At 68.4% G+C, this 26,826-nt stretch carries 19 protein-coding genes and 1 tRNA gene; 6 read left to right on the top strand and 14 right to left on the bottom strand.

Going from position 1 to position 26,826, the window contains the following annotated elements; genetic code table 11:
- The first annotated feature begins 182 nt into the window (after window positions 1-182).
- Window positions 183-2,312: a cell division protein FtsK gene (locus tag ACFORO_RS16690; RefSeq protein WP_377873617.1), complete on the top strand. Its 2,130-nt coding sequence runs from the start codon at window positions 183-185 to the stop codon at window positions 2,310-2,312.
- Window positions 2,313-2,446: 134 nt separating this feature from the next.
- Here the strand turns inward: ACFORO_RS16690 and ACFORO_RS16685 are convergent, their stop codons facing one another.
- Both ACFORO_RS16685 and ACFORO_RS16680 read right to left on the bottom strand, forming a co-directional pair.
- A complete protein-coding gene (locus tag ACFORO_RS16685) occupies window positions 2,447-2,677 on the bottom strand; it encodes a hypothetical protein (RefSeq protein WP_377873618.1) in 231 nt (76 codons plus the stop codon).
- Between the two features lie 3 nt (window positions 2,678-2,680).
- Window positions 2,681-3,493: a helix-turn-helix domain-containing protein gene (locus tag ACFORO_RS16680; RefSeq protein ID WP_377873619.1), complete on the bottom strand. Its 813-nt coding sequence runs from the start codon at window positions 3,491-3,493 to the stop codon at window positions 2,681-2,683.
- A gap of 575 nt (window positions 3,494-4,068) precedes the next feature.
- On the opposite strand from ACFORO_RS16680, the gene ACFORO_RS16675 reads away from it, so the two are divergent.
- On the top strand, window positions 4,069-4,761 hold the full coding sequence (locus tag ACFORO_RS16675; protein ID WP_377873620.1) for an NUDIX domain-containing protein: 693 nt from the start codon (window positions 4,069-4,071) through the stop codon (window positions 4,759-4,761).
- Between the two features lie 541 nt (window positions 4,762-5,302).
- Here the strand turns inward: ACFORO_RS16675 and ACFORO_RS16670 are convergent.
- Complete coding sequence (locus ACFORO_RS16670; protein WP_377873621.1) at window positions 5,303-6,874, bottom strand: tyrosine-type recombinase/integrase; 1,572 nt, start codon at window positions 6,872-6,874, stop codon at window positions 5,303-5,305.
- Window positions 6,875-6,966: 92 nt separating this feature from the next.
- Window positions 6,967-7,043 (bottom strand) — tRNA-Thr (locus tag ACFORO_RS16665).
- A 127-nt stretch (window positions 7,044-7,170) separates the two neighbouring features.
- Here ACFORO_RS16665 and ACFORO_RS16660 point away from each other — a divergent pair.
- The gene (locus tag ACFORO_RS16660) at window positions 7,171-8,859 is read left to right on the top strand and encodes a hypothetical protein (RefSeq protein WP_377873622.1); all 1,689 of its coding nucleotides are present in this window, start codon (window positions 7,171-7,173) and stop codon (window positions 8,857-8,859) included.
- A 167-nt stretch (window positions 8,860-9,026) separates the two neighbouring features.
- The gene (locus tag ACFORO_RS16655; protein WP_377873623.1) at window positions 9,027-9,854 is read left to right on the top strand and encodes a class I SAM-dependent methyltransferase; all 828 of its coding nucleotides are present in this window, start codon (window positions 9,027-9,029) and stop codon (window positions 9,852-9,854) included.
- Between the two features lie 29 nt (window positions 9,855-9,883).
- On the opposite strand, the gene ACFORO_RS16650 is transcribed toward ACFORO_RS16655, so the two are convergent.
- The 6 genes from ACFORO_RS16650 to topA all read right to left on the bottom strand — a co-directional run bounded on the left by ACFORO_RS16650 (window position 9,884) and on the right by topA (window position 19,708).
- Entirely contained in the window at window positions 9,884-11,083 is a 1,200-nt protein-coding gene (locus ACFORO_RS16650; protein ID WP_354749711.1) for a DNA polymerase III subunit delta', read from the bottom strand.
- Entirely contained in the window at window positions 11,080-13,227 is a 2,148-nt protein-coding gene (locus ACFORO_RS16645) for a bifunctional MFS transporter/dTMP kinase (protein ID WP_354749713.1), read from the bottom strand. The genes ACFORO_RS16650 and ACFORO_RS16645 overlap by 4 nt, the downstream gene beginning before the upstream one ends.
- Before the next feature lie 148 nt (window positions 13,228-13,375).
- Window positions 13,376-13,957, bottom strand: coding sequence for a hypothetical protein (locus ACFORO_RS16640; RefSeq protein WP_354749715.1), 582 nt, complete (start codon window positions 13,955-13,957; stop codon window positions 13,376-13,378).
- A 749-nt stretch (window positions 13,958-14,706) separates the two neighbouring features.
- Window positions 14,707-15,555 (bottom strand): ESX secretion-associated protein EspG, encoded by an 849-nt coding sequence (locus tag ACFORO_RS16635; RefSeq protein ID WP_354748312.1) that lies wholly within the window; start codon window positions 15,553-15,555, stop codon window positions 14,707-14,709.
- A 63-nt stretch (window positions 15,556-15,618) separates the two neighbouring features.
- Window positions 15,619-16,767 (bottom strand): MFS transporter, encoded by a 1,149-nt coding sequence (locus tag ACFORO_RS16630; protein WP_377867880.1) that lies wholly within the window; start codon window positions 16,765-16,767, stop codon window positions 15,619-15,621.
- A 61-nt stretch (window positions 16,768-16,828) separates the two neighbouring features.
- Window positions 16,829-19,708: a type I DNA topoisomerase gene (topA, locus tag ACFORO_RS16625; protein ID WP_377867881.1), complete on the bottom strand. Its 2,880-nt coding sequence runs from the start codon at window positions 19,706-19,708 to the stop codon at window positions 16,829-16,831.
- 306 nt (window positions 19,709-20,014) lie between these two features.
- Between topA and ACFORO_RS16620 the strand changes: the two genes are divergently transcribed.
- Complete coding sequence (locus ACFORO_RS16620; protein WP_377867882.1) at window positions 20,015-20,830, top strand: S1 family peptidase; 816 nt, start codon at window positions 20,015-20,017, stop codon at window positions 20,828-20,830.
- Window positions 20,831-20,895: 65 nt separating this feature from the next.
- Here ACFORO_RS16620 and ACFORO_RS16615 read toward each other — a convergent pair whose 3' ends face one another.
- Together ACFORO_RS16615 and ACFORO_RS16610 are read right to left on the bottom strand one after the other, a co-directional pair.
- Window positions 20,896-21,597 (bottom strand): hypothetical protein, encoded by a 702-nt coding sequence (locus ACFORO_RS16615; RefSeq protein WP_354748304.1) that lies wholly within the window; start codon window positions 21,595-21,597, stop codon window positions 20,896-20,898.
- A gap of 65 nt (window positions 21,598-21,662) precedes the next feature.
- Window positions 21,663-22,940, bottom strand: coding sequence for a lipase family protein (locus ACFORO_RS16610; protein ID WP_377867883.1), 1,278 nt, complete (start codon window positions 22,938-22,940; stop codon window positions 21,663-21,665).
- Window positions 22,941-23,063: 123 nt separating this feature from the next.
- Between ACFORO_RS16610 and ACFORO_RS16605 the strand changes: the two genes are divergently transcribed.
- Window positions 23,064-23,831: a nucleotidyltransferase domain-containing protein gene (locus tag ACFORO_RS16605; protein WP_377867884.1), complete on the top strand. Its 768-nt coding sequence runs from the start codon at window positions 23,064-23,066 to the stop codon at window positions 23,829-23,831.
- Here ACFORO_RS16605 and ACFORO_RS16600 read toward each other — a convergent pair.
- Both ACFORO_RS16600 and ACFORO_RS16595 read right to left on the bottom strand, forming a co-directional pair.
- Complete coding sequence (locus tag ACFORO_RS16600; RefSeq protein ID WP_377867885.1) at window positions 23,798-24,391, bottom strand: hypothetical protein; 594 nt, start codon at window positions 24,389-24,391, stop codon at window positions 23,798-23,800. The two genes, ACFORO_RS16605 and ACFORO_RS16600, sit on opposite strands and share 34 nt — an antisense overlap.
- Before the next feature lie 131 nt (window positions 24,392-24,522).
- Window positions 24,523-26,784, bottom strand: coding sequence for a sodium-translocating pyrophosphatase (locus tag ACFORO_RS16595; RefSeq protein WP_377896579.1), 2,262 nt, complete (start codon window positions 26,782-26,784; stop codon window positions 24,523-24,525).
- Window positions 26,785-26,826: the final 42 nt, after the last annotated feature.

The raw sequence follows: 26,826 nt of genomic DNA, 5'->3' as shown, positions 1-26,826 counted from the left end.
CGATTGATCAAAACGGAGTGCAAGGGGTGGCCGCCGTTGGGCGGCCACCCGCCACCCCACGGGACGCACGACATGCACCGCCGTCCCGGGCTGAACGGCTCGCGCGAGGCACTGCCGACTCGGCGACCACGTCCGAATGGTCCTGCCAGCGCCGGACCCCCGCCGACGCTTCGCCTGCCCGAATGGGTTCACGAGGCATGGAGCACATCGGGCCGGTACTGGATGGCGAACTGATTGACGACACGTTGCCCCAGCCTCGTCGCCGGACGATCCGGCGCAGGTTCGCGCGGTGGTGGCAGCACTCGCCGCGAGTACCGCAGTGGCTCAAGAGCAAGCCACAAGCTGTTCAGGCTGCGAAGGACACGGCCGTGGCTGTCCTGAAATCACCATCGCGGTGCGTGAGCGCAGTCATCCGCGGGCTTGTCCTCGGCGTCCGCTGGTGGCGAGAGTGGGTCACGGTTCGCGACTACCGCACGGCGGCCGAAGAGTCGGAGAAGCTCGCCGACAAGTTCGTTGAGATCCGTGAACTGACCTTGTTCCGATGGAAGGTGACCGGCGCGCTCGCCGCGGCCCTTGCATTCGCCGGCACGGTCGTCGAGCTGGTGTACGGGTCCGATCCGTTGTGGATCGCGGGTGCCGGCGCGGCAGTCGCGCTAGCGATCCTCGGACGCCGGAAGGATGGCAGTCCGGGCCGGAAACCCGCACTGGCCGGACCTCGGACCCTGACGTGGACGATGGACCCGCAAGTCCTGGTCGATGCGTTCCGGGACGCCAAGCTCATTGGCAAGGACGAGTCCTTGCGCCTGGTCGAACGGGCCACGCGGGTCGGGGACGGCTGGGCCATCACCGTCGATCTGCCTGCGACCCGCAAGGCTGCCGACGTCGTGAAGAACCGGGAAGCTCTCGCGTCCGCGCTCGCCGTGGATGAGGTGCAACTCATCGTCGAGCGCGTGCGCGGCAACGGAGGTCACGCCGGGCGAGTGTCCATGTGGGTCGCCGACGAGGACCCGTACAGCTCGCCTTCCCTTCGGACGCCGCTGCTCGGAGTATCCCAGTGGAATGCGTGGCGACCAGTGCCGTTCGGCCGGGATGCTCGGGACCGCCGGATCGACCTGCCGTTGGTGTGGACGTCACTGCTCGTCGGGGCGATCCCCCGACAAGGCAAGACGTTCGCCGCGCGGCTCGCCGCCGCCGGACTCATCTTGGATGCGTGGGTCCGGCTATACGTCGCGGACTTCAAGGCAGGTAAGGACTGGGACGCCGCCAGCCAGGTCGCGCACCGGTTCATGTCCGGCGACGAACCCGAACACGTCCTGACCCTGGTGGACTGGCTGGCCGAGCTGGTCGCCGAGGTTCAAGGGCGCTACCGGCGAATGCGTGATCTCGATGACCTGACCTGCCCCGAGTCGAAGATCACGCCGGAGATGTCCCGCGACCCCACGTTGGACATGCCGATTACGGCGATCTTCGTCGATGAAGTCCAAGTTCCGTTGGAGGACCGCACACCCGTTGTGGTGCAAGGAAAGAAGCTCACCGCGGGCGAGTACATCGGCGAACTGCTGACTTGGTTGGCAAAGAAGGGGCCAGCCGCCGGGATCGTGCTCGTACTGGCGACCCAACGGCCCGACTCGAAAACGATCCCGTCCGGGCTACGGGCGGTCCTCGGATCCCGGTTCGCATTGCGGGTTATGGACTGGAGAGACAGCAACATCGTGTTGGGCGAACAGATGAACACCCGAGGCTACGACTCCAGTCGTCTGCTGCCTTCGCACAAGGGCGTGGGCATCCTGCGCCCGGACGGCGAAACCCAAGCAGGGGCCGACGTTCTTGCGGTGACCGTGCGCACCTACTACATGCCTAACGAGGACTGGCAGGCCATCTGCGGGCAAGGCCGCACACTCCGCGAAGCTACCGGCACCCTGACTGGGCACGCGGCCGGAGAGGACAACATGCCGCTGCTTGATCACGCATCAGTCGCTCGTGCCATCGGCGCTGGCGGCGACACTGCGGCGGCGAACCCGGTCGCGTCGGTCGAACTGCCCGAGCCGCTCGCGTCCGTGGTGGACTACCTCAGCGACGACTTGGCCAACGGAGACCGCGCGTTCGTCCCCACGGCCGAGCTTGTCGAAGCGCTGGGAGTTGAGCCCACTGCGTTCGGTCGGCAAATGGGCGAGCTTGGGTGCCGTCCGGAGCGGGTTCGTGTGCCGGGCGCGGACGGTAAGACACGACAGGTTCGCGGCTACCTCACGGCGGACATCCGAGCAGCCGCGGACGCGATAACGAGCGGCGGGCAGAATGCCGACGACCCGTAGCACTCGTCACGCGTGCCTGTCACGCCGTCTCAGCAAGCGTGACAGGCACACACGCCCTTTGACGAGGCAATAGACAGGCTGTGACGGGTGAGACGGGTCCGGCGGCAACCGTCTCACCCGTCACCAGATCCCGCTCAGACCGCTGCCTCCGTGTCGTCCTGTTTAGCTTCTGACGTTGTGTCGGCGTCGTCGGCCACGAGCAGGAGCAGGTTCGCGAGCGCGACGAGTTGCCGGGCGCACTCACGAACTTCAAGCGTCGGCACTTCGCCGTCGCGCATCCACATACCAATTTCGGTCAGCAGCGCGCCAGTCCGGATGAGCCGGTCCGGCACTGATGCTGACTGGTCATCCGGCAGGTTCGTCACTCTTCAAGTCGTCGGCAGGGATTGGCTCCCACTTGACCGCGCAAGCCGATCGGCCTCAGCAGAGAGCCAGCCGACCGTTTCGCTGGGCGGCATGGCCTGATCCGCCAGTTTGGCTGTGATCGCTTCGTACGGTGTCGCATGCTCACCGACGAGGAAGACGCCCATGCAGTGGTGCGGGCAGTAGACGACCGGCGGTGAGTCCTCCATCCGGTACGTGGTGAAGGCCCAGGGGAGCACGACGCTGCGCCTCGGCAGGCGTGGCAGGAGACGAACTGTGATCGTTCGAGCCCTGACCGCCAAGTCCACGATGAACCGCAGTTGCTGCGCCATCACGTCATCGCCGAAGTGGTTGTACACCGCGTCCTCTCCGATGAAGAAGTCCGCCGAGACAGCCTGGGCACCGAAGAGCACATCCCTTCGCCGCATCAGCGCTTCCAACGCCGTAACGTCTTGCGATTCAGTACCGCGCGCGAAGCGGGCGTAGCCGGGAGTTTGCAACAAATCCGGGAACACTATGGGTGCCCACACGCTCAGAGAAAGCGCTGCACGTTCGTGAGCCTTCAACGCCGCGAAATGCGTCGGGCTTGCCTGCGAACCTGGAGTGAACCAGCCCGGACCGGCAATGCCACGCGCAAGGCGGGCGATCCATTCCTTCTCCTCACCCGTCACTCCCAGCGCGCCAAGCATCCCGGCAACCTCTTCAGGACCGGGCACTCGGTATCCCAGTTCCCAGCTCGACAGCAGTGCCGGATTGACGCCGATGCGCCGTGCCAGTTCCCGCACTCCGAAGCGGGCCGCGAGCCGAGCGTCTCGCAAGGCGGCTCCTAGAGTGCGTGCACGCGGCGTCAACATGTCCGTACCTCGCATGAGGTCACTTCCGGCGGAATCGTCGCGCGCTGCTGCGACACACGGCCCGCAAGATTCGGCGAAGACTCCTGGCCTCGTCGTCATGAAGGCGCTGCGTCTTTGAGCGGGCGTGCCGGGCGTCGGTCAATGGCAGTCGGGCCGCGGCCAGGATGCGCGCGCAGCGCGAGCAAGCCAGACCCGGCTCCGAACACATGGCCGCCGCGGGGAAGCTGTCTCCACATAGACCGGTGAACCAGCCTGTCGACGACAGCCCGTGTGTCATTTCGGCGTCAGACACCAAGTGGTCCACCGGTTCCTCAGCGGAGGTCACCACCGTTAGGTGTTGTTCAGTCATCGCGACACTGCTCCTGCCCAGGTCGATCACATCCCGGTCTGCCACCTCCCCCGACTAGCCCAAGGAGCTAAATCAAGCCTTGTGACAGAATGAAATGAGTCTCACGTGGCAACAGGAGTCAGGACCACGACCGGAAGGCGACTCGCGCGCGACCTAGGGGTGACCCAGGCCAGCGGGGCAGGAGGAAGCATTGCGATCCGCAGATTGGGACGGTAGCCCGCCGCCGCGCACGGTCCTCGAAGCGCGCATACGCGAGCAACGCCAAACCCTCGAAGAGTTCGCGGCTTTCGCGGAAGACTTCGCGCGCAAGCACAATGAGTCAGGCACGTTGAGCGTGCGGCATTTGCAACGCCTGATTGCTGGCGTACGGCCGGACGGCAAGCCTCTCGGCCAGGTTCGCCCTGCCACTGCGAGGCTGCTCGAACGCATCTTCAGTGCGAGTATCGACGATCTGTTGACACCTCCGGAGAGGCCAAGCAGCGCGCTGCAACCGCTTCGCGTTGCCATTGCGGTGGTGATGCGCGGCATGGACGTCTTGCTGGTCTGTCGCCGAGACGACGCGAACACGTGGCAGTTCCCAGCCGGGATCGTCAAGCCGGGCACTGATCCAGCGGTCGCGGCAGTCCGGGAAACCCTCGCCGAAACGGAAGTACGCTGCGTCTTTGTCCGCATGCTCGGCACCCGGCCGCACCCCGTAACAGGAGTCTTGTGCGAGTACGTGCTTTGCGACTATGTGACCGGGGAAGCACGTAACGCCGACGTCGCAGAAAACTCCGACGTGACCTGGGTCCGCGCAGCAGACCTGACCCGGTTCGTACCGGTCGAGCGGATCTACGGCCCGGTGCTGCAGGCTCTAGACCTGCAAGCGCCTGCGTCGTCCTAACTCAGTTCTTCGGTCTCCGCCGAGTCGGCGGCTGGCCTGTGGCAGGTGACAACTCTGGAGCCACAGACCAGCCAGCCCCTGCTAACGGAACGACGGGCGCTGAACTGAGCCAGCTGTGACACGCTGAGCCGCCATCGACGCTGCCCCGATGACGGCTACGACCCCAGCAACTGGCATCCCCAGCCAGGTCAACAGTCCCGCCAGGATGATGACAACGACGAAGATCACCGGCCGTTGCCAAGAATTCGGGCGCGCGAGAACGCCACTACAGATCGTCAAGCTGATCAACTCCAGATTTGTTTACGGACGGACATTTCAGCCGGGGTACGGCCCGGCGAAAGAAGATGCTGCCCTAGATCTGAGGCTTGAGCGGGGATCAACACGCCCTGGGGTGTGTTCTGGCCTTCGGACAAGCTTTCTACTACGGTCTTGTCACGTCCCCCAGGGCCACACCTCGGGGGTCTTGACCCGCGATTCTGTTTACGGGCGGACATCGCTAGTCGGTTTACTGCCCCCCTCGCGTACGGGCGAGGGGGGCGCACTACTTGATGCGAGTCCGACGGAGACCGAGGACCTTTGCAGGCTCAGCGTCGGCGATGGCGGCTGGATCGACGACGACCGCGCGCTTGCCTCGGCTCACGCTCACCAACCCAGCGGTCCTGAGTTGCGCTATGGCGCGCTGAGCCGTCCCGAATGACACCTTGTACCGCTTCGCCAGATCGGCGACCGTAGGAAGCTGCTGACCGGGCGTGAGCACGCCGGACACGATCGCTCCCTGAAGATCCTTCGCGATGCGCTTGTACGGACTCTCGTCCTCAGGTGCCGCAACCGGCGCGACAGGAGCGAGCTTGCCTTCCGCGATGAGCGCAACGGGCAGGTCCGGCAGTCGCCCGGCAAGGGTTCCGGACGCGCGTTCATCGGACTCTGCAACCCATGCGCTGTAGACCTTCAAGGTGGTCGAACCGCCACCGCCATGGCCTAGGCGTCCGGCGACTGTCCGAACGTCCGTGCCTGCCGCGATCAACTCCGTTGCCGAGTAGTGCCTGAGCTGGTGAATGTTCATGTCCCAGCCGAGACGAGCACACATGCGCGCGTACCGCTGACTCACCGAGTCGGGCTTGAGCCATGTACTGCCATCCGGCATCAGCGAGAAGATCCGGGCGTCCGCCTTCAACGTCCTCAGCCCGGCACGCTCCGCGCAATGCTCGCGGTACGACCGCAGCAGCGCCACCGTGCGCTCATCGAGAGTGATTCGGCGCTGCTGGTGCGTCTTCGTGGGCTTCTCCCACGTTTTTCGGCCCGACTGGGCGATGCTGCTCCGAATGGTCAAGACCCGAGTCGAGAAGTTCAGCCGATCCCACGCGAGAGCACACAACTCGCCTCGGCGTGCGCCCGTGATGAACGCGAGCCACACGAGCATTCCCCAGTCGAGATCTCGCCACGCCTCCGTGGCGATACGAGCGGCCTGCTCGACTGTCGGGGGCTTCGGGTCCGGCCGCGGCACCGGAAGCGGTTCGGCGAGATCGAACGGGTTCACGCCGATCCATCCCCAGCGAACCGCGCGCTTACCAGCGCCGGACAGAATCGCCTGAATCTTGCGGATCGAACTGTCGGCCAACGGCTTGCACTTGTGCGGCCCGCACCGACCATCACACTGATGCGGCCGTTCGGTGCGGTGCTCGACAAAGCCGCGTCCCCGGCAGTGAACGCGGCATGTCCTTAGCTGCTTGTAGAACGAGTCGAGGATTTCACCGTCGAGATGCCCCAACGCGGACTCTCCCAGCAACGGGCGGATGTGGATTCGGACCAAAGACTCGTACCCCGTTCGGGTGGTTTCTTCGATCTTGACCAGCTCGAAGTACCGGTCTAGCAACTGGCTCACCGTCGCCCGAGTCCGCGAGCTGCGCTTTTCGTCGACCTGGTTGAGAAACTTCGTCCGGAGCTTTTCCGCTTCGGCCGCCGCACGTGGACCAGCGGAAACAACCTCGTCCAGGTAGTACCGCTTCTTGGTCACCGGGTCGATGCCCGCGTAGACCTTCACTCTGAGTGACCCACTCGGGAGCTTGACGATCTCGCCGCGAGTGCGCTTCCGGGGGCCGTTTGCGCTGGTCATGTAGCCAGCGTAAACCCGGGTCGGCTACACGGATGGCTACACAGAAAGCAACCAGGGACCCTCCGGATTCCGGAAAGTCCCTGGTCAGGTGGTGGAGCCGCCTGGGGGAATCGAACCCCCGACCTATTCATTACGAGTGAATCGCTCTGGCCGACTGAGCTAAGGCGGCATGCCGCTGCGCGACGGTCATCAGTGTAGCGGAGCCGTGGTGCGTCACCTTGCGGGGGCCGCGTCGTTAGGCTCCTATGACTTCGGTCTCACTCCCCGACCCGGCGATCATCTGGAGGACCCGGCACATGCAGCGAAGACTGCCCCGTGCGCTGGCGCTGCCCGCCACTGCCGCGTTGCTGCTGCTCTTGGCCGCGCCGGCTGGTGCGCAGGAGATTCCGACGACGCCGATCCCGCAGCCGAACAACCCCTCGCAGCCGCCCGCGTCCGCGCCCATCGGGCCGCAGCCGCTCGGGCACGCGGTCGGCGACGCGGGGACGGCGCTCGGCGTCCTGCGGCTGCTGCCGAACTCGGTCACCACGAGCACGATCCTTCCTGGCTTCGGCCAGACGCTGCCGAAGCAGTCCGCGCTCGAGGCGGGCATGGGCCTGTCCAGCGCGTCGGCGAACTCGGAGGCCTACCTGGCCTACGAGAAGTCGATCGCGCAGTCGTCGCCGTTCGGGCTGGCCGTCGGGGGCCAGGCTCCGCAGACGCCGGGCAGCCTCGTGCAGACCTCGCTGCCGGACAACCCGAAGGAGATCAGCGGGGGCCTGAACGCGCCGTCGAACCCGCTGCTGAACGTCGGGCTGCTCAACGGCACCGCGCACGCCCGCTGGAGCGAATCGCTCGGCCCGTGCGTGGACACGATCGCCGACGCCAGCACGTCCGTCGCGAGCCTGTCGCTGCTCAACGGCCTCCCGACGCTGCCGCAGGTCCCGCTGATCGGCGGCGGCGGGCTGAACCTGCCGCAGGGCACTCAGCTCGCGCAGGGTTTCGACCCGAAGAGCGGGCTGCAGAGCCTCGGCGGCCTGCTGCCCGGCAGCGGACAGACGCCCGCCGCGGGCACCGGTTCGCTGCTGAGCCTGCCGAACACGCTGTCGTCGCGGTCGCAGGTGAAGCTCGTCGACATCCCCGGTTCGAAGAACAAGGCCGTGCAGTCGAGGTCCACGCTGCAGGCGGCGGACATCAACATCCTCAAGGGCACGCCGCTCGAGCTGAACCTCAAGGTGGCCAGCCAGCCGACGCTCACCGTCACCTCCACCGGCGACGCGAAGACGTCCACAGTGGACTACCAGGCTCCGGTGATCACCATCGCGGCCGGCGGCAAGACGCTGTACACGCTCGACGCGGCGCACCCGACCAAGGACATCCCGATCGGCCTGCCGCTCGCGCCGCTGAGCCAGCAGTTCGGCGCGCTGGACAACGTGCCGGTGGTCGGCGGCCTCGTCGCCACCGCGCAGAAGGGCCTGCAGCAGCTCGGCGACACCACCGGGAAGGTGCTCGACCTCGGCGTGCTGCGGCTGAGCATCGCGAACCTCGACCAGAAGCAGTCCGAGGCGACCACGCCGTTCAAGGGCTACCAGGTGGGCGCGGCGGCGCGGCTGCTCGACCTTCAGGTGCTGCCCACGCAGAAGCTGAAGGAACTGCTGCCGAAGCAGGCGGGCGACAACCTGCCGTCGTCGCTGGCGCAGCTGTCGCTGGGCGAGCAGATCGCCCGCTCGTACGCCCCGACCGGCGGCGTCGTGTGCGGTTCGACGACGACTCCGCCCGCCCCGCCGCAGGGCGGTGCCGCACCGGCGGGTCCGGTGAAGCACCTGGCCTACACGAACGGCGCGTACGACACGGTGCCGCTGTTCTGGGCAGGCACGGCGATGCTGCTGATGGGCGTCGTCATGGTCGCGGCGTTCCCGAACCGGCGGCGTCCCGCGCTGGCACTGAAGCGGCCGTCCGGCGGTCCTGACGCACCGTTCAAGCCGTCGCCGCATCCGCGCGACTGACTCTGGCCAGTCACGTAAACGGCCCCCTCGCTGCTGGCGAGGGGGCCGTTTTCGTAGCGTGGCAAGAGGAACCCGAATGCCGCGACGCAGATCGGCCCAATCTCGGCAGGCAACCTTCACCTGGTGCGCGGTTGCCGCCGTGCTGCCGACGGCACCACGATCGAGGAATGACGCGGAACCCGGCGGGCAGGACTCTGTTCGACGAGATCTACGACCGCCCCGATCCCCGCGCGTTTTTCAGCAGTCTCGGCCGGTTCGGCTATCAAACCCCGCACCACGCCCAGTCCGTCTTCCGCCGGCTGGCAGCGGCGCGGCCGGCACCAGTGACGGTCCTGGACCTGTGCTGCTCATATGGCGTCAATGCCGCGCTGCTCAACCATCGGCTGACCTTCGATGACCTCCATGCGCACTACACCGCGCCTAAGGTCGCCAAACTGAAGACCTCCGAACTCATCGAGTACGACAAGGACTTCTACGCCGCCCATCGCCGCGCCGACGCCGTGCCCGCGATCGGCGTGGACATCGCCGCGCCCGCGATCGACTACGCGCTGGCAGTCGGCCTGCTCGACGCAGGGTTCGCCGAGAACCTCGAGACCGGACCCGCGTCCGCCGCCCTGCTGCGGGCAGCCAGCGCGGCCAGTCTGATCACCGTGACCGGAGGCGTGAGCTTCCTCAGCGCCCGCACCTTCGACCAGCTGTTGCGGGCGGCCAGCACGCCGCCGTGGGTCGCCGCGTTCGTCCTGCGCACCGGCTCCTACCAGCCCATCGCCACCGCGCTGGCCGAACATGGACTGTCCACCACCGTCGACCTCGAGCGCACCTTTGTGCAACGGCGGTTCACCGATCCGGACGAGCAGCGCTATGCCGTCGCCGCCGTCACGGCGACCGGGGCCGACCCCGCCGGGAAAGAGACCGAGGGCTGGTATCACACCGCCCTGTATCTGTCGCGGCCAAGGGAAGACCCAGCCTCGCCTCCCGAGCCCGACCTCGCCTGACGAGCGCCTCCAGTGCGATCTCCGCTGGGTCAGCCTTGGCGAAGCGTGGTGACCATGGCCTCCACCGCGATCCGCGGCTTCACGTTCAGCCCGATCGCCTCGCGGCACTCCAGTACCGCTTCCAGGCGGCGCATCGTCGATTCCGGCGTCCAAGCCGCCGCGGCCGAATTGATCTGCTCGGCGTGGTCGGGATGCGTCAGCGTCGCGCCAGAGCGCGAAGTCGTCACGAGCACGTCGCGGTAGAACCCGGCCAGATCCACCAACGCAATGTCGAGCGTGTCGCGCTGGGTTCGCGTCGCGCGGGACTTCTGGCGCTTCTCCAGCTGCTTCACGGCGGCCTCGGCGGCACGTTTCGCGCCGGCGACGCCCTTGCCGGTGCCGTCGCCGCCCATCGCAGTGCGCAGTTCGGAGCGTTCCTGCTCGTCGCGGCCCTTGCTCTCCTCGCCCGCGTCCGCCTCCGCCGCGCTGATCAACTGGTCAGCGCTGGTGAAAACGTCGTCCGGACGGCGCAGCCCGAGCGGGATCCGCAGCACGGTGGCGCGCCGCTGCCGGGCAGCTTCGTCGGTAGCGAGCCGGCGCGCGCGGCCGACGTGGCCGTTGCACACTGCCGCGGCCCAGTTGGCGCGCTCGGGATCGACGCCGTCCCGGGAGATCAGCACCTGCGCGATCGCCTCCGCGGGCGGGGTGCGCAGCGGAACCAGCCGGCACCGCGAGCGGATGGTGACCGAGACGTCCTCCGGGTGGTCCGACGGTGCGCAGAGCAGGAACACCGTGCGTGCCGGGGGCTCTTCCACCGCCTTGAGCAGCGCGTTCGACGCGCCTTCGGTGAGCCGGTCGGCGTCCTCGATGATCACGACCTGCCATTCGCCGGTCGTCGGCCGGCGCGCCGCCGCTTGCACGAGCGCGCGCATCTCGGCGACCGAAATGGACAGTCCTTCCGGGACGACCAAGCGCACGTCGGCGTGGGTTCCGGCCATAGTCGTGCGGCAGCCGGGGCAGGCGCCGCAACCGGTTCCGGTGCTGCACTGGAGGGCTGCGGCGAACGTGCGCGCGGCGACTGAGCGGCCGGAGCCCGGCGGTCCGGTGAGGAGCCAGGCGTGCGTCATCGCCGCTGGCGCGACTGCTTCTCCCGCAACGATTTTGGCCGCCGCCGACGCCGCTGAAGACAGCGTTTCCATGGCGGGTTCCTGGCCGACGAGTTCCGTCCAGACGCCGATCGGAGTCGTCACCGATCCTCCACTTTGGACACTACGGGCAGCGCGTCCGCGCCGTTCTGCGCCGCTTCCGCTTCGGCCGCCTCGACGACGTCCGCCGCGGCAGCGTCTTCCGGCGGCTCGGGTTCCTCCTCCGCCGGTTCCGTGGGGGCGAGCCCGGCGAGCGAGCCGACGAAGACCGGCTGGACGGCGTTGCGGACCCGGCCCGCGACGTCGCTGTCGGAGCCCTCGGCGTCGACCACCACGTACCGGTCCGGGTCAGCCGCGGCCATCTCGCCGAGCAGCTTCTGCACCCACAGCTGGTCGTCCTTCAACGACGGCTGCGGATCCTCCGCGTGTTCGGAGTCGAGAAGAACGGTGAGATCCGGGCGGAGCCGTCCGGTGGCCCAGTCGACCAGCCCTTCCAGCTCGCCGCGGTCCAGCTCGCCCGCCGCGGACAGCGACGCGAGCGGGGAGTCGACAAAACGCTCCATGACGACCACGGACCCGGCGTCGAGCGCGGGTTGGATCTGGCGTTCCACCAGCTCGGCACGCACGGCCGCGGCGACGAGCGCCTGCGCCCGCACGCCGGTGAGGGCGGCGTCGGAAACGAGCGTGCGGAAGCGCTGCTCGCCGAGCGCCGGGTCGGCGGTGAGGACGACCGGCCGGGTGCCGGTGCCGAGCCAGCGCGCGAGGCGGGCGGCCTGCTCGGCGGTGTTGACGGCGGTGGTGCCCTCGATCGCGATCAGGAAGCCGTTGACGCGGCGCGGGTTGCGGCGCAGCGCGTTGCGCAGGTCGCTGAAGATCTTCTCGGTGCGGCGCTCGTCCATCTGCCGGTAGGCGATGATCCCCAGCAGCACGGCGAGCAGCCCGCCGCCGAGGATGACCGGACGGGTGCCGTCGACGATGATCGGGGTGCCGAACAGGTCGACCTGGCGCTGCCGGACCAGGCCGATCAGCACCGGCGTGACCACCGTCGCGCCGAACAGCACGATCTTGAGCATCGCCTGGTAGATCGCGTTGATCCGGCCGCGGATCGCGTCCTCGACGCGGGAGCCGATGATCGTGACGCCGGTGAGGAACGCGGTGCCGGCGCAGACGCCGACGAAGGCGACCGCCGCCACCGAGATCGACAGGTGCGGCGACAACGCGACGACGCCGAGCGCGAGCCCGGCGAGGACGATCGAGATGCCGAACAGCCGGTCGTGCGGGAGCCGGTGCGCGAGCTTCGGGGCCAGCGCCATACCGGTGGCCAGGCCGATGAAGACTGCCAGCATGAGCAGGTTGAATGCCGCGTCGCCACCGAGCAGCGAGGACGAGTACGGCTTGGCCGCGCCGATGACCGCGCCACCTGCGGCGAAGGCGCCGAAGGCACCGATCAGCAGACCGCGGACGATCGGCGTGCTGCGGACGAACTTCAGCCCGTCGCGCATCATCGCGCCGAAGCCGAACTTCTCCTCGTCGGCCCGCTTGACCTTCTGCTGCGGCGTCGAGTGGACGTCGCGCAGGGACAGTTCGGGGATGCGGGTGGCGACGATGATGCCGCTGGTCAGGTACAGCAGGCCGGTGATGACGACGACGACCTTGGCGATGTACAGGTCGACACCGGGGCCCTGGAACAGGTGGAACGTGGAGTTCGCGCCGAGGATCAGCGCGTTGGCGCCGGCGGCGGTGATGACGGCGAGGCCGTAGGTCATCACCATGCCGAGCTGGTTGGCGGTCTCGACCTGCTCGGGGCGGCGCAGCAGGTTCGGCACCGCCGCGTCCTTCGACGGGATCCACATGATCGAGCAGCTGCCGACCAGGAAGTTCGCGACGAACAGCCACCACGGCGCGCCGACCACGGCGATCGAGAGCAGGAACCCGCAGCGCAGCAGGTCGCAGACGACCATGATCTTGCGCCGGTCGAACCGGTCCGCGAGCAGGCCGCCGAGCGGGGCGAAGAGCAGGCCCGGCAGCAGCGCGGTGACGATGACGCCGACGAACGCGTAGTTCTGCGCGGAGTAGTTGTCGAGGAGCTTGGTGCTCAGGCTGGTCAGGTTCAGCAGGTTCAGCCAGTCGGCGACACTGCACAGATACGTGACGCCCCACAGCCGACGGAATGGCTTGATCGCCAGCACTCGGCGGGCCCGGTGGATCGTGGACGTCCCGCCCGATCCGCCCGGGCCGGTGCCGGGCACCGACCGTACGCCCTCGCTGATACGCCCACCCCACTTGTCACGGCGGCGTCAGGCGACCCCTGCGGATCCCCCGACCGTGTGGTGGCCAGGGTAGTCCCGCCGCGGACGCGGGTAGGGCACGCCCCGTGATATGGGTGGTCGGAGGGGGTCAGCCAAACAGCCCCTTCACACTGCTCACCAGGCTAGCGATGAGCTCGATCGCGACAATTCCGAACACGATGAGCAACACCACGGCGAGCACGACGCCCGCTGTGCTGCTGGAGGGACGGCCGAAGCTGGGCATGCTGATCGAGGGCATCCCGCGTCGGCTCTGCCGCTCGGCGAGCTCCTCCTCGATGTCGTCGTCGGCGATCTCGGTGACCCGCTTCGGCCGCGGCCGGGGCACCTTCTTCAGCAGCTGAGGAGCCTTGGTCGGCCACGTCCGCTGCCGCGGCAACAGCCCGAGCGGAACCAGATCCGGCCGATCGGACGGCGGAATCGGATTCGGCGTCTTGACGACTTCCTTTTTCTTGGCTTCCTCTTTCAGCGCGGCCTCGACCATCCGCTTGACCGCCTCCGGGTCGTGCTCGACCGGCTTGGCGGTCGGCAACGGCCGGGGCGCGCGGCCGGACGCCATCTCGAACCCGGACAACGGATCGGAGAACCGCTCGCCCCCGGAGTCACCGGCCAATGTCCCGTCCCGGTCGGGCCCGGAGGCGGGAAAAAACGGAGTCCCGTCGCTCGTGCTCATGGTGACCACCTCACTACGGAATGTCCGCCGCGTCCAGTGTCGGCGAGAGTACCGGTCCCCGCATCCACCCAATGGCCGCAGAACCACTACTGCCCGCGCCCGCAAGGAGAGCCGTCCACCCGGGCCAGTGACCGCTGATAGACGGCGGCGTAGCGGGTTTCAGCGGAGAGGAACCAGGTCAAGTTCAAGGCTGCCAGGCCAGACAGCGCTGGGATCGGCCAGGGGACGGGTTGCCCGGTCTCTCGCTGCCCGGGCCCGGGCAGCGAGAGACCGGGCGGCAAGGAACTGGAGTCGCCTGATCCAACTCGACTCAGCCGCCCTCACCCGGCACAACCAGACCCGCTCACCCACGCCAACCCTGGCCAACGCCGCACCTAGCCCAGCCGACGCCACACCTCTTCCAACCAGCCACCCCTTCGGCGACCCAACCGCGGGATCGCGTCGGCGTGTGGAGGGGCAGTGCGCACGGCCCCCAGGCCGTGCGCACTGCCCCTCCACACGCCGACTTAAAGGCGATCCCGCCGCGGCGGCGAAGCCGACGCCATAAAACACAGTTTGCCGCGCAGACCCGCAAACCCAGCCCCGGCTAACCCGGCTCCGGCTAACCCAGCCACGCCAAACCCAGCCACGGCCAACCCGGCCACGCCAAACCCAACCCCGCTAACCGAGCCCCGGCTAACTCAACCCCGGCTAACCCAACCCCGGCCAACCCAGCCCCACCAACCCCAGCCCCAGCTAACCCAACCCCGTCAAATACAACTCCGCACCGCCTCCACAATCCAAGCCTCCGCAGTCCCCCTCGTAGCCGGAGACCACGTCACCACCCACCCACCACCCCCCTTCGGAGCGGCGCGGAACTGATACCTCCCCTGATCGTTGTCCACCAACCCGAACGCCCCGTGCGGGTACTCCGCCAACACCGCGTCCCGCACAGCCAAATCCACCAGCACCGTCCCCTGCCGAGGCCGAGCCACCGCCGCCCGGATCACATCCAGATCCCCCCAAGCCGCCCGCGGGATCAAGCCGCTGTCATCCGTCTCAATACGCACCGCAGGGCCCGGACCAGGCGGCCGGTCCGGCAGGCCGTCGAACACCCAGCCGGGCAGTGCGCTGAGCATTCCGGACCGCAGCCGCGCCCGGCGGCCCAGTTTGCTCATCACCGTGGTGAAGTCCTCGTCTCCGAAGAACCGCACCTCCCACGGCTCCTCGCTCGCCGGGAACACCCCGGTGACCACTCCCCGGATGAACCCTCCGCGCAGCACTCGGTACAGCTCGACCGCCTCGGCGGTCACCTCGCCGTCGGTGGCGAGTCCGAGTGCGGCCATCCCCGCGACGAACCGCGTGTACTGCTCCACCTCCTCGGCCAGCCCGGCGCCGAGCATCGGCCCGAACGACTGCCGGACCTCCTCGGCGAGGCTCAGTCCCGAAGCCGCTCCGGCGGGCTCCTCCTCGGCCAGCACGGGCGGCACCTCGAAATGCGGGTCGTAGAACTCCATCACCGAAGGCCGCTGCGGCATCTCGGCCCGCAGCGGCCCGATGACCTCGTCGATGACGTCGAAGACGACGGGTGCTGAACTGCTCACCCCGTCATTGAACACCCTGGTACCGACAATTTCTCGAACTTTTGTTCGAGTCAACCCATCCGTGCGCCGAGCGGTCGGTCAGCGTCGCGAAACCGGGTCGCCGACCCGCATCGTCGGGGCGAGGAAGCCGACCGTCACCACGAGAGCGCCGACCGCGGCGAGCGCCCAGTGCAGGCCGATCCCGCCGCTCAGGCCGCTGACCAGCACCGGACCGGCCAGGAATCCGAGGTAGCCGCACGCGGCGACAGCCGCGATCGCCCGGCCCGGCGCCTCCGGCTGCTTGCGTCCGGCCGCGCTCCACGCGAGCGGCACGATCCCCGACACCCCTAGTCCGACCACGGCGAATCCGATCACGGCGACCACTGGCACCGGAACCGCGACCACCAGCACGAAGCCGGCGACCGTCACGGCCGTCGCGACTCGCATGAACAGCACCGCGCCGACGCGCTCGACGACCCGGTCGGCCACCGCGCGCACCGCGATCATCGTGATCGAGAACGCGAAGTAGCCCAGCGACGCGACGGCCGCGCTCGCCGTGGTGACCTCCCGGAGGTAGACCGCGCTCCAGTCGTTCACCGTGCCTTCCGCGACGAAACCGCAGAACGCGATCACGCCCAACGGGATCAATGCCTTGCTGGGCAAGGCAAACGCCGCCTCGCCCTGTCCTCGATCAGCCCCCGGCAAGAACTGCGAAGCAGCGAAAATCGCGAGCACCAGCAGCACCGCGCCAGCAGCGGTGAAGTGCGCTTCGATCGGCACTCGCCACATCTCCATCAGCGCCGCGACGCCCGAGCCAGCCAGCCCGCCGATGTTCCAGAAAGCGTGGAATCCGGCGAAAATCGGTCGTCCGTAAGCCTCTTCGACGCGTGCGGCGTGCGCGTTCATCGAGACATCCAGCAGGCTGTTGCCCACCCCGAGCACCACGAGCGCCGCGACGAACAACGGCAGGTCCGGAGCGAAGGCGACGAGCGGGAGTCCTCCGCACAACACAGCGGCCCCGAACAGAACCCCGCGTCGGCTGCCGATCTTCGTGATCAACGGTCCCGCGGCCAGCAACGCGACGACCGAACCCGCGGCGAGTCCGAACAGCCCGATCCCGAGTTCTCCGGCGCTCAGGCCGAGTTTCGCTTGCACCGCAGGCACTCGAGCCGCCCACGAAGCGAACGCCGCACCGCACACCGCGAAAACCACCGAAACCGCGGCGCGAGCGCGCTGTGTCTCCCCCATCCGTCCCCCTGACACGAGAAAGGGCCACCCGGAGTTTTCCAGGTGGCCCTTCAGATCCTCGTTACTTCGACTTCGTCGCCGTACTGCTCCGCTTGGCCGGAGCCTTCTTCGCAGTGGTCGACTTCGCCGCCGCGGACTTGGTCGTGGTCGACTTGGCCGCAGTGGACTTCGCTGGCGCCTTGCGCGTCGTGGTCCGCTTCTTCGGAGCCGGACCCTTCGCGCGCTTCTCCGCCAGCAGTTCGGCCCCGCGCTCCGCGGTGAGTTCCTCGATGCTGTCGGACTTCCGCAGCGTCGCGTTGTACTCGCCGTCGGTCACGTACGGGCCGAAGCGGCCGTCCTTGACCACCATCGGCTTGCCCGACACCGGGTCGTCGCCAAGTTCCTTCAGCGGTGGCTTCGCCGTCGCCGACCGGCCGCGCTGCTTCGGCTCCGAATAGATCTTCAGTGCTTCTTCCAGCGTGATCGAGAACAGCTGGTCCTCGGTCTGGATCGACCGCGAGTCCGTGCCCTTCTTCAGGTACGGCCCGTAGCGCCCGTTCTGCGCGGTGATCTCGTCACCAGACTCCGGGTCCTTGCCGACAACGCGCGGCAGCGACAGCAGCTTCAGCGCGTCGTCGAGCGTGATCGTCTCGACCGACATCGACTTGAACAGCGAGCCCGTACGCGGCTTCGGCAGCTTCGCCTTCGCGGCCTTCTTCTGCGCCGCGGTGGCGTCCTCGGGCAGCTCCGGCTCAGGCAGCAGCTCGGTGACGTACGGGCCGAAGCGGCCTTCCTTCGCCACGATCTCGTGTCCGCTGACCGGGTCGGTGCCCAGCACGCGGCCTTCCTGCGGCGTCGCGAAGAGCTTCTCCGCGATCTCCGCGGTCAGCTCGTCCGGCGGCAGGTCTTCGGGCAGGTTCGCGCGCTGCGACTCGCCGTTGACCTCGCGCTCCAGATACGGCCCGTACCGGCCGACGCGCACCACGACCTGGTGGCCCTCGGCGTCGCTGAACATCGGGATCGAGTTGATCTCGCGCGCGTCGATGCCCTCGACGCTGCCGTCGACCAGCTTCTTCAGCCCGCCGAGGCGGCCGACCGAACCCTCGACGCCGAAGTCGCCGCCGAAGTAGAACTTCGACAGCCATTCGACGCGGTGCTCGTCGCCGCTGGCGATGCGGTCCAGCTCGTCCTCGAGCCCGGCGGTGAAGTTGTAGTCCACCAGCCGTTCGAAGTGCCGCTCCAGCAGGCCGATCACCGCGAACGCGACCCACGACGGAACGAGCGCGGAGCCCTTCTTCCAGACGTAGCCGCGGTCCTGGATGGTCTTGATGATCGACGCGTACGTCGACGGGCGGCCGATGCCCAGCTCTTCCAGCTTGCTGACCAGGCTCGGCTCGGAGTAGCGCGCGGGCGGCGACGTGGAGTGGCCGTCCGCGGACAGCTCGGGCGCGGTCAGGCCCTGGTCCTTGACCAGCACCGGAAGCCGGCTCTGCTTGTCGTCCGCCTCGCCGCCGGCCTCGCTGTCGACTGCCTCGACGTACGCCTTCAGGAAGCCCGCGAAGGTGATCGTGCGACCCGAAGAAGCGAAGGTGCACTCCTCGCCGGTCGCCGCGGTGCCGACGATGCGCACCGACATCGTGGTGCCCTTCGCGTCCGCCATCTGCGACGCGATGGTGCGCTGCCAGATCATCTCGTAGAGCCGGAACTCGTCGGTGTCCAGCTCTTTCGCGACCTGGCCCGGCGTACGGAAGACCTCGCCCGACGGGCGGATCGCCTCGTGCGCTTCCTGCGCGTTCTTCACCTTGCGCGTGTACTGGCGCGGCGACGACGAGACGTACTCCTTGCCGTACAGCTGCGTTGCCTGGCTTCGCGCGGCCGTGATCGCCGACTCCGACAGCGTCGTGGAGTCGGTACGCATATAGGTGATGTAACCGTTCTCGTACAGCTTCTGCGCGACGCGCATCGTGCGCTCAGAGGTGAAGCGCAGCTTGCGACCCGCCTCCTGCTGCAGCGTCGACGTCATGAACGGCGCGTACGGCTTGCGCGTGTACGGCTTCTCTTCGACGCTCGCGACCTTGAAGTCACGCTCGTTCAACGCCTGGGCCAGCGCCCGCGCGTCGGACTCGCCGAGCACGCGGATGTCCGCTGCGTTGCCCTTGAGCTGGCCGTTGGAGTCGAAGTCGCGACCCGTCGCGAGGCGCGAGCCGTCGACCGCGACGAGGCGCGAGGGGAACGTACGCGGCGAAGCGTCCGCACCGGCGTCCATGGTCGCCGAGATGTCCCAGTACGACGCCGAGGTGAAGCGCATCCGCTCGCGCTCGCGCTCCACGACGATCCGCGTCGCCACGGACTGCACGCGGCCCGCCGAGAGCTTCGGCATGACCTTCTTCCACAGCACCGGCGAGACCTCGTAGCCGTAAAGCCGGTCGAGGATGCGCCGGGTTTCCTGCGCGTCGACGAGGTCGGCGTCCAGCTCGCGGGTGGCCGCGGCCGCCGCCTGGATGGCCTGCTCGGTGACCTCGTGGAAGACCATCCGGCGCACCGGGACCTTGGGCTTCAAGGTCTCCAGCAGGTGCCACGCGATGGCCTCGCCCTCGCGGTCGGGGTCCGTCGCGAGGTAGAGCTCGTCGACGTCCTTCAGCAGCCCCTTCAGCTCGGTGACCTTGGACTTCTTGTCCGGGGTGACGATGTACAGCGGCTTGAAGTCGTTGTCGATGTCGACCCCGAGCCGCGCCCACGACTCGCCCTTGTACTGCGCGGGGACGTCGGCGGCGCCGCGGGGCAGGTCCCGGATGTGCCCGACGGAGGACTCGACGACGTAATTGCCGCCGAGATAGGGGGCGATCTTGCGGGCCTTGGTTGGCGACTCGACGATCACCAGCCGCCGTCGATCGGCACCGTTGCCCCCGGTACCGCTCTTCTTGGTCCGTGTTCCTGCCACGCTGCCCTGCTCTCCACTCATCTCCGCGCCGCCGCAGCGGCGCTCTCACCCCTGCACCAGAGGGGTACTGCGCCCGCGTCTCGACCTGTCAGTGTGCACGTCCCCGGTGTCCGCGCAGCGCCGAGGTGCCCTGACGAGCCGCTGGGCCCCTGCCCGTCGGATCGCCGCTGACCTCGGCGATGTTTCTCCTCCACACCTAGCACGTGATGTCGGACACGTGCCGTGCAGGGTAACCGGTCAGACCACCGATACCCTCCGTTAGACGGTGGCGGGTCCAAGGATGGCGACGGTTCACTTATTCCTCCCCCCAGCCGAAAGGAACCCACCATGATCCGCCGACTGGTTGGCACCGCGATCGCCGTCGCGGCGACATTCGCGCTGGTCACCGCCCCCGAAGCAAGCGCGGCGACCACCACGTTCACCGGTGCCGTGGCGCTGTCCAACTGCTCTGGTTCGGTCGTGAAACCGGCCGCCACGCCGATGGACGCGCCCGCGATGGTGCTGTCGAACGGGCACTGTCTCGAAGACGGCATGCCCGATCCGGGCCAGGTGATCGTCGGGCAGGCCTCGAACCGCTCGTTCGACCTGCTGTCGCCGGACGGGCAGAGTTCGGTGGGCACCGTGACCGCGACCAAGGTCGTCTACGCGACGATGACCGACACCGACATCTCGCTGTACCAGCTGTCCGAGACCTACGCCGACATCCAGCAGAAGTACAACGTGCCGCCGCTCGAACTGGTCAACAGCCATCCGCAGGCGGGCACGCCGATCGACGTGGTGTCCGGGTACTGGAAGCAGATCTACTCCTGCTCGATCGACGGGTTCGTGCACGAACTGCACGAGAACAACTGGGTCTGGAAGGACTCGATCCGCTACGTGCCGGGCTGCGCGACCATCGGCGGCACGTCGGGTTCGCCGGTCGTCGACCGCAACACCGGCAAGGTCATCGGCGTGAACAACACGTCCAACGACAACGGCGAGAGCTGCACGCTGAACAACCCGTGCGAGGTCGACGAAGCCGGCAACACGACCGTGCGGCCGAACTACAAGTACGGCCAGGAAACCTACGGCATCCCGGCCTGCCTGACCCCGGCCAACGAGATCGACCTCAACCAGCAGGGCTGCACCCTGCCGAAACCGTAAGACTTCCCCACCGGAAGGTCCCTCGTCGCCTCGCTGGGCGGTGGGGGACCTTTTTCTTTGCGCGGCTACCCGACAGCCTCCAGTAAATACTGTGCGGGACTCTCCGCCGGAGCCCCGCGACGCGGCTCGCCCGGCGTCCGTTCGCGGCGTTCCCCGGCAGGCGGCAGCTCCGGCCAGACCGACTCCGCCCCGGCGGGCGGTTCGCCGATCAGCTCGAGCAGACCGGCCAGCTTGCGCCGCCCGCTGACCCGCACCGCGGGCTGCTCCGCCTTCGGCCCGAGCAGCCGCGCCTGGACGCCCAGCGCCGCGAGCGCGGTCAGCAGTTCCTCGTGCGTCCCCGGGGCCAGCGGATCGACTCCCAGCAGATAGCCGCCGGGTTCGGGACGGCCGGCCGCCAGCGCCCACATCCGCAGCATCGCGCCGCTCAACCGGAATCCGCCGGGCACCGCCTTGCCCGAATCGTCCTCCGCCGGACCGGTGTGCCCCGGCCGCAGCCAGTCTTCGGCGAACCCGAGCAGATCGACCCGGAACGACGTGCGCACCTGCGGACTGCCGCATTCGGCCACCGCGGCCTGCGCGTCCGCGCCCCGGCCGCGGCATTCCCGCGCCAGTACCCGAGCCCGCCACGACTCCTCGACCAGCACCGACAGCCGCGCCGCCGTGCGGCCGAACCCGGTGATCTGTCCTTGGCAGCACAACAGCCCGGCCAGGTCTGGCAGGCCCGGGCCGGTCGCCTCCGCCGAAAACAGCGAGATCGTCCGATCCACGCCGCCGATGATAGAACACAAGTTCGATTGAACGCGAGGGTCGCGCCGCGGTTTTCCCCGATCGGTCAGCAGGTGCTGGGAGCGGGGCTTCCGGCGAAGCGCCCGGCGAGCCAGTCGAGCGCGGTGGGCGTGGCAGCGGCGTAGTTGGCGATGTGGCCGAGCGCGGTGCCGGGAAGGACCGAGGGCAGCCGGATGTCGTCGACTTGCACGGTCGCGCCGCGACGGCACCAATCCGCGGCGGTGGCGCGGACGGCTTGGGCGGGAACGATGTCGTCGTTGTCGCCAGTGGACATGAGCACGGGCGCGGACGGCGAGATGGCACCGAGCCGATGGGACGCGAGGATGGCGCGAGTTTCGGGATTCGCGTTGAGCATCGCGGTGATCGACTCGCCGTGGGCGGTGAAGTCGCCGGAGCGGTGGAAGCCGTAGTCGAGCGCGGTTTCCACGACGCATTGCCCGGAAACCTTCTGCAGCATGGCTTTCCCAGCGTCGTTCAGCCCGGCCCGGATGATCGGCGCGGTGTCTGGATAGGCGGCGATGAGTCCGTTGAGGTAGTAGCCGAGAACGCCGGACAGCACGGTGCCGGAAAGCTTGTCGGAGAGCGCGGCGAGATCGGTTGGAGCCGCGCCCACATAGGACCCGCGGAGGTCGAGTTCGGGAGCGTAGGCGCGCGCCGCTTCGGCCGCCCCGCCCGTCGCGCCGCCGCCCTGGGAGTAACCCCAGAACGCGACCGGGCCGCTCGGGGTCGGCGTGCCCGGCAGCCGTTGGGCGGCGCGGGCGGCGTCGATGACGGCGTGTCCTTCGGCGACAGGGTTGAGATAGGTGTGGGCGCCGGGGGTGCCGAGGCCTTGGTAGTCAGTCACGACGACCGCGTAGCCGCGGCTGAGCAGGCTAGTCATGGCGACGACTTCGTAGCCCGCCATGAGGTCGAACGGCGGGCGGTAGTGCACGGGAGTGTTGAGCAGTTTCGACGGCGCGCACTGGTCGCCCTGTCCGTGCGTGCCGATCGCGAGGGAGACCAGCGGACGCAGTCCCGGACCGCGCCAGGGCGTGGTCGGCGCGAGCATGGTGCCGGTGACCGCGATCGCCGCGCCGTGCACGTCGGTGCTGCGGTACATGAGCCTGGTTGCCCGCGCAGGCAGCGGCACGCCCAGCGGCGAGGGCTCAGTACGGATCAGGTCGCCGGGTTTCCCCGCGGGCAGCGACCCCGGCGGGGTGTAGAAGTCCGTCGACGCCGCGGCCGGGCCGGGTGCGCTGATCAGCGCAGCGACCGCGATCAGCACGGCTGCGGCCGCGCCGAAACGGCGGCGCGATCGGTGCTGCCGAGGGGATGCCTGCGTCATTGCAAGTTCCTTCCTGCGCCGCGCGGAACAGCATGTCAGTTTCGGAACAATGTGTCAGACCGCAGACTGAAACACCAGGACTGGTATATTAATACCGGTATAGCAATACCCCTGGGAGGGAGCTTGTTCACCGTCTCCGCACGCGTCCAGATCCGCGACGAGCTGATCGCCGCCGCCCGCCAAGACGTCGACATCGCGGGCGCCGCCCTGGTCGGTTCGACCGCACGCGGAACCGAGGACCGATGGTCGGACATCGATCTCGTCCTCCAACTCGCGGAGGACGCGAATGAAGCCGCAGTAGTCGCGCGCTGGACTCGATCGCTCGACGAGAAGTTCGGAGTCGCCGACACCCTCGACGTGACCTCGCGCGAGGGAGTTCGCTACCGCGTCTTCCTTCTCGACTCTTCGCTCCAGGTCGATGTGTCGTTCTGGCCGCACGATCTCTTCCGCGCCACCGAGGACGGCTTCCAGCTCGTTTTCGGCCAGGCCAACGAACCGACCAGCGCCCCGAAACCGGGCAGCGGGCAAGTGATCGGCATGGCGTGGCTGTACGTATTGCATGCCCGCTCGGCCATCGCCCGCGGGCGGACGTGGCAGGCCGTCCTGATGCTCGACGACCTTCGCACCCAGATCATCGCGCTGGAGTGCCTGCGACACGGCTTGAATCCTTGGCACGGACGCGAAGTCGACAAGCTGCCCGAATCAGTGCTGGCGACGCTGCGAGACGGCCGGGCGACGTCGGTCGGCTTGAGTGAGCTCGAACGGTCTCGGCAGGTCCTGCTTAAGCACTACCTGGCCGCCGTCGAACACCACGATGCGGAACGGGCCGTCGCCCTTCGGCGGGCGCTCGGTCCTGATCAGCGCGGCGCGGGCGGCACCACCAACTGCTGACAGCCTGCCGCACGCTTGCCCGCCGCGGACAGGGCTGGCGTCGCGTCCAAGCCCTTGAGGACGTCGAGCCGGGAAATCTGGTCGATAGCCGATTTCGCGTCGTCCAGCGCGGCTTTCACCGCGTTGGGATCGGCGGCGGCGTCGAGTTTGCCGCGCACCTCGTCGGCCTGTTGCCGCACCGAGGTGAACTGGCCGAGCAAAGCCGTGCGCGCCGGTTCGCCGCCGGGCAGCGGCGCGGGACCGACCCGGTGCAGTCCGGAGATGGTCTGGTCGATGCCGGTGGCGACCGACGCCAGGAGGTCGCTGGACGTGCGGGTCGCCTGCGCCGACGAACTCGGGTCGATCGAGGGCAGATTCGCCAAGGCGCGAACCAGATGCGTGACCGCGCCGCAGTATCCGTCGGCCCATTTCGCGGCCGGATCGCCTTGGCTCGCCGACTCCGCGTGCCCGCCGGAGGAGACCTGCTCGGCAGGCGGCGGCGGTTGCCCGCAGCCCGTCAACCCGATGCCGATTCCCGTTGCCAGCGCGGCCAAACCGGTCCACCGCGGCCGCACTCGCACCACTCCTGTCCCTCGAAATCCGTGTCCTCCGCACGGTACCGACCCGCCAGTAGTCCGCAACTCGCCCCGTCTCGTGGACGCGAACGGGCCCGGCACGCACAAGGCGTACCGGGCCCGAATGGAGCAACGCGTCAGGCTTTCGCCTCCGCGGGAGCCTCCGCCATGACACTGCCGCGCCGCTTGGACACGACGATCGCCGCGACGATCACCGCGACCGCGACCACCGCGATCACGATCCGCCACGTGGTGTCCGCGCCGCCGCCGAGCGTCAGCGTGACCACCGCGGGCGCGATCAGCACCGAGACCAGGTTCATGACCTTGATCAGCGGGTTGATCGCGGGACCGGCGGTGTCCTTGAACGGGTCGCCGACGGTGTCGCCGATGATCGTCGCCTCGTGCGCGTCGGAACCCTTGCCGCCGTGGTTGCCGTCCTCGACGAGCTTCTTGGCGTTGTCCCACGCGCCGCCGGAGTTGGCGAGGAAGATCGCCATCAGCGTGCCGGTCGCGATCGCGCCCGCCAGATACCCGGCGAGCGCACCGGTGCCGAGACCGAAACCGACCGCGATCGGCGCGAAAACGGCCAGCAGACCCGGCGTCGCCAGCTCCCGCAGCGAATCACGGGTGACGATGTCGACGACCCGGCCGTACTCGGGCCGCGTGGTGCCCTCCATGATCCCGGGGATGTCGCGGAACTGGCGGCGCACCTCGTACACCACCGCGCCGGCGGCGCGCGAGACCGCGCTGACCGCGAGACCGGAGAAGAGGAACACCACAGCCGCGCCGACGATCACGCCGACCAGGGTCTCCGGGCTGACGATGTTCGCGACGAACGAACCCGTGCTGCCGACGGCCTTCGAGATCGCGTCCGAATAGGACCCGAACAGCGCGGTCGCCGCGAGCACCGCGGTGGCGATCGCGATGCCCTTGGTGATGGCCTTGGTGGTGTTGCCGACCGCGTCCAGCTCGGTGAGGATCTGCGCGGCCTTCTCGTCCACGTCGCCGGACATCTCGGCGATGCCCTGCGCGTTGTCCGAGACCGGGCCGAAGGTGTCCATCGCGACGATGACGCCGACGGTGGTCAGCAGGCCGGTGCCGGCCAGCGCCACCGCGAACAGCGCGACGCCGCCGCCGAGCAGGAACGCGCCGAACACCGCGGCGGCGATCACCAGCGCGGTGTACACGGCGGACTCGAAACCGACCGAGATGCCGGACAGGATCACCGTCGCCGCACCGGTTTCCGACGTCTTGCCGACGTCCTTCACCGGCTTGTGCTCGGTGCCGGTGTAGTAACCGGTGATGCGCAGGATCAGCGCGGCGAGCACGATGCCGATGATCACCGCGACCGTCGCGATCACCGCCGGGTTGCCGGTGTTGTGCGCGAAGCCCTCGCCGAAGTCGGCGAAGCTGCTCGGCAGGTAGATGAACGCGGCGACCGCCGACAGCACCGCGGAAATGACCGCGGAGATGTAGAACGAGCGGTTGATCGTGACCAGGCCGCCCTCGCCCGCGCGCGCCTTCGTGATGTAGACGCCGATCACCGCGGTGATCACGCCGATGGCGGGCACGATCAGCGGGAAGATCAGGCCGTGCGCGCCGAACGCTGAGCTGCCGAGAATCAGCGCGGCGACGAGCATCACCGCGTAGGACTCGAAGAGGTCCGCAGCCATGCCCGCACAGTCGCCCACGTTGTCGCCGACGTTGTCGGCGATCGTCGCGGCGTTGCGCGGGTCGTCCTCGGGGATACCCTGCTCGACCTTGCCGACCAGGTCGGCGCCGACGTCGGCGGCCTTCGTGAAGATGCCGCCGCCGACACGCATGAACATCGCGATCAGTGCCGCGCCGAAACCGAAGCCCTCCAACACCTTCGGTGCCTGGCCGGTGTAGACGAGCACCACGATCGCCGCGCCGAAAAGGCCGAGCCCGACGGTGATCATGCCGACCACGCCGCCGGTGCGGAACGCCACGCGCATCGCCTTCTCGCGACCGCCCTCCTCGCGCGACGCGGCGGCCACGCGCAGGTTCGCCTGCGTGGCCAGCCACATGCCGAGGTAGCCGATGGTGAACGAGAACACCGCCCCGACGAGGAAGAAGATCGACCGGCCGATCCGTTCGCTCCAGTCGTCCGCGGGGAGCGCGAACAGGAGCAGGAACACGATCACGCCGAAAATGGCGAGGGTGTTGCGCTGCCGCTTCAGGTATGCGGCCGCACCTTCCTGCACTGCCTTCGCGATGTCCTGCATCTTGGCGGTGCCCTGGCCCGCGGCCAGCACCTCCTTGAGCAGGACGTAACCGATAGCCAGTGCGACAAGGGCGACCACGGCGACCACACCGACGATGGTGTAGCCACCCCCGGTGAGCGTGATGCCGCCCTCCGCGAGGAACTGCCGGGACATTCGTCCTCCTGGGAACGCCGTCTGGCCAGCGCGGGCCCGTCG

It is taken from the genome of Amycolatopsis halotolerans, assembly GCF_042647905.1.
Classification (GTDB): Bacteria; Actinomycetota; Actinomycetes; order Mycobacteriales; family Pseudonocardiaceae; genus Amycolatopsis; species Amycolatopsis halotolerans.
Note: the sequence above shows the minus strand (reverse complement) of the source record. Positions and strands in the feature narration are given on the sequence as shown.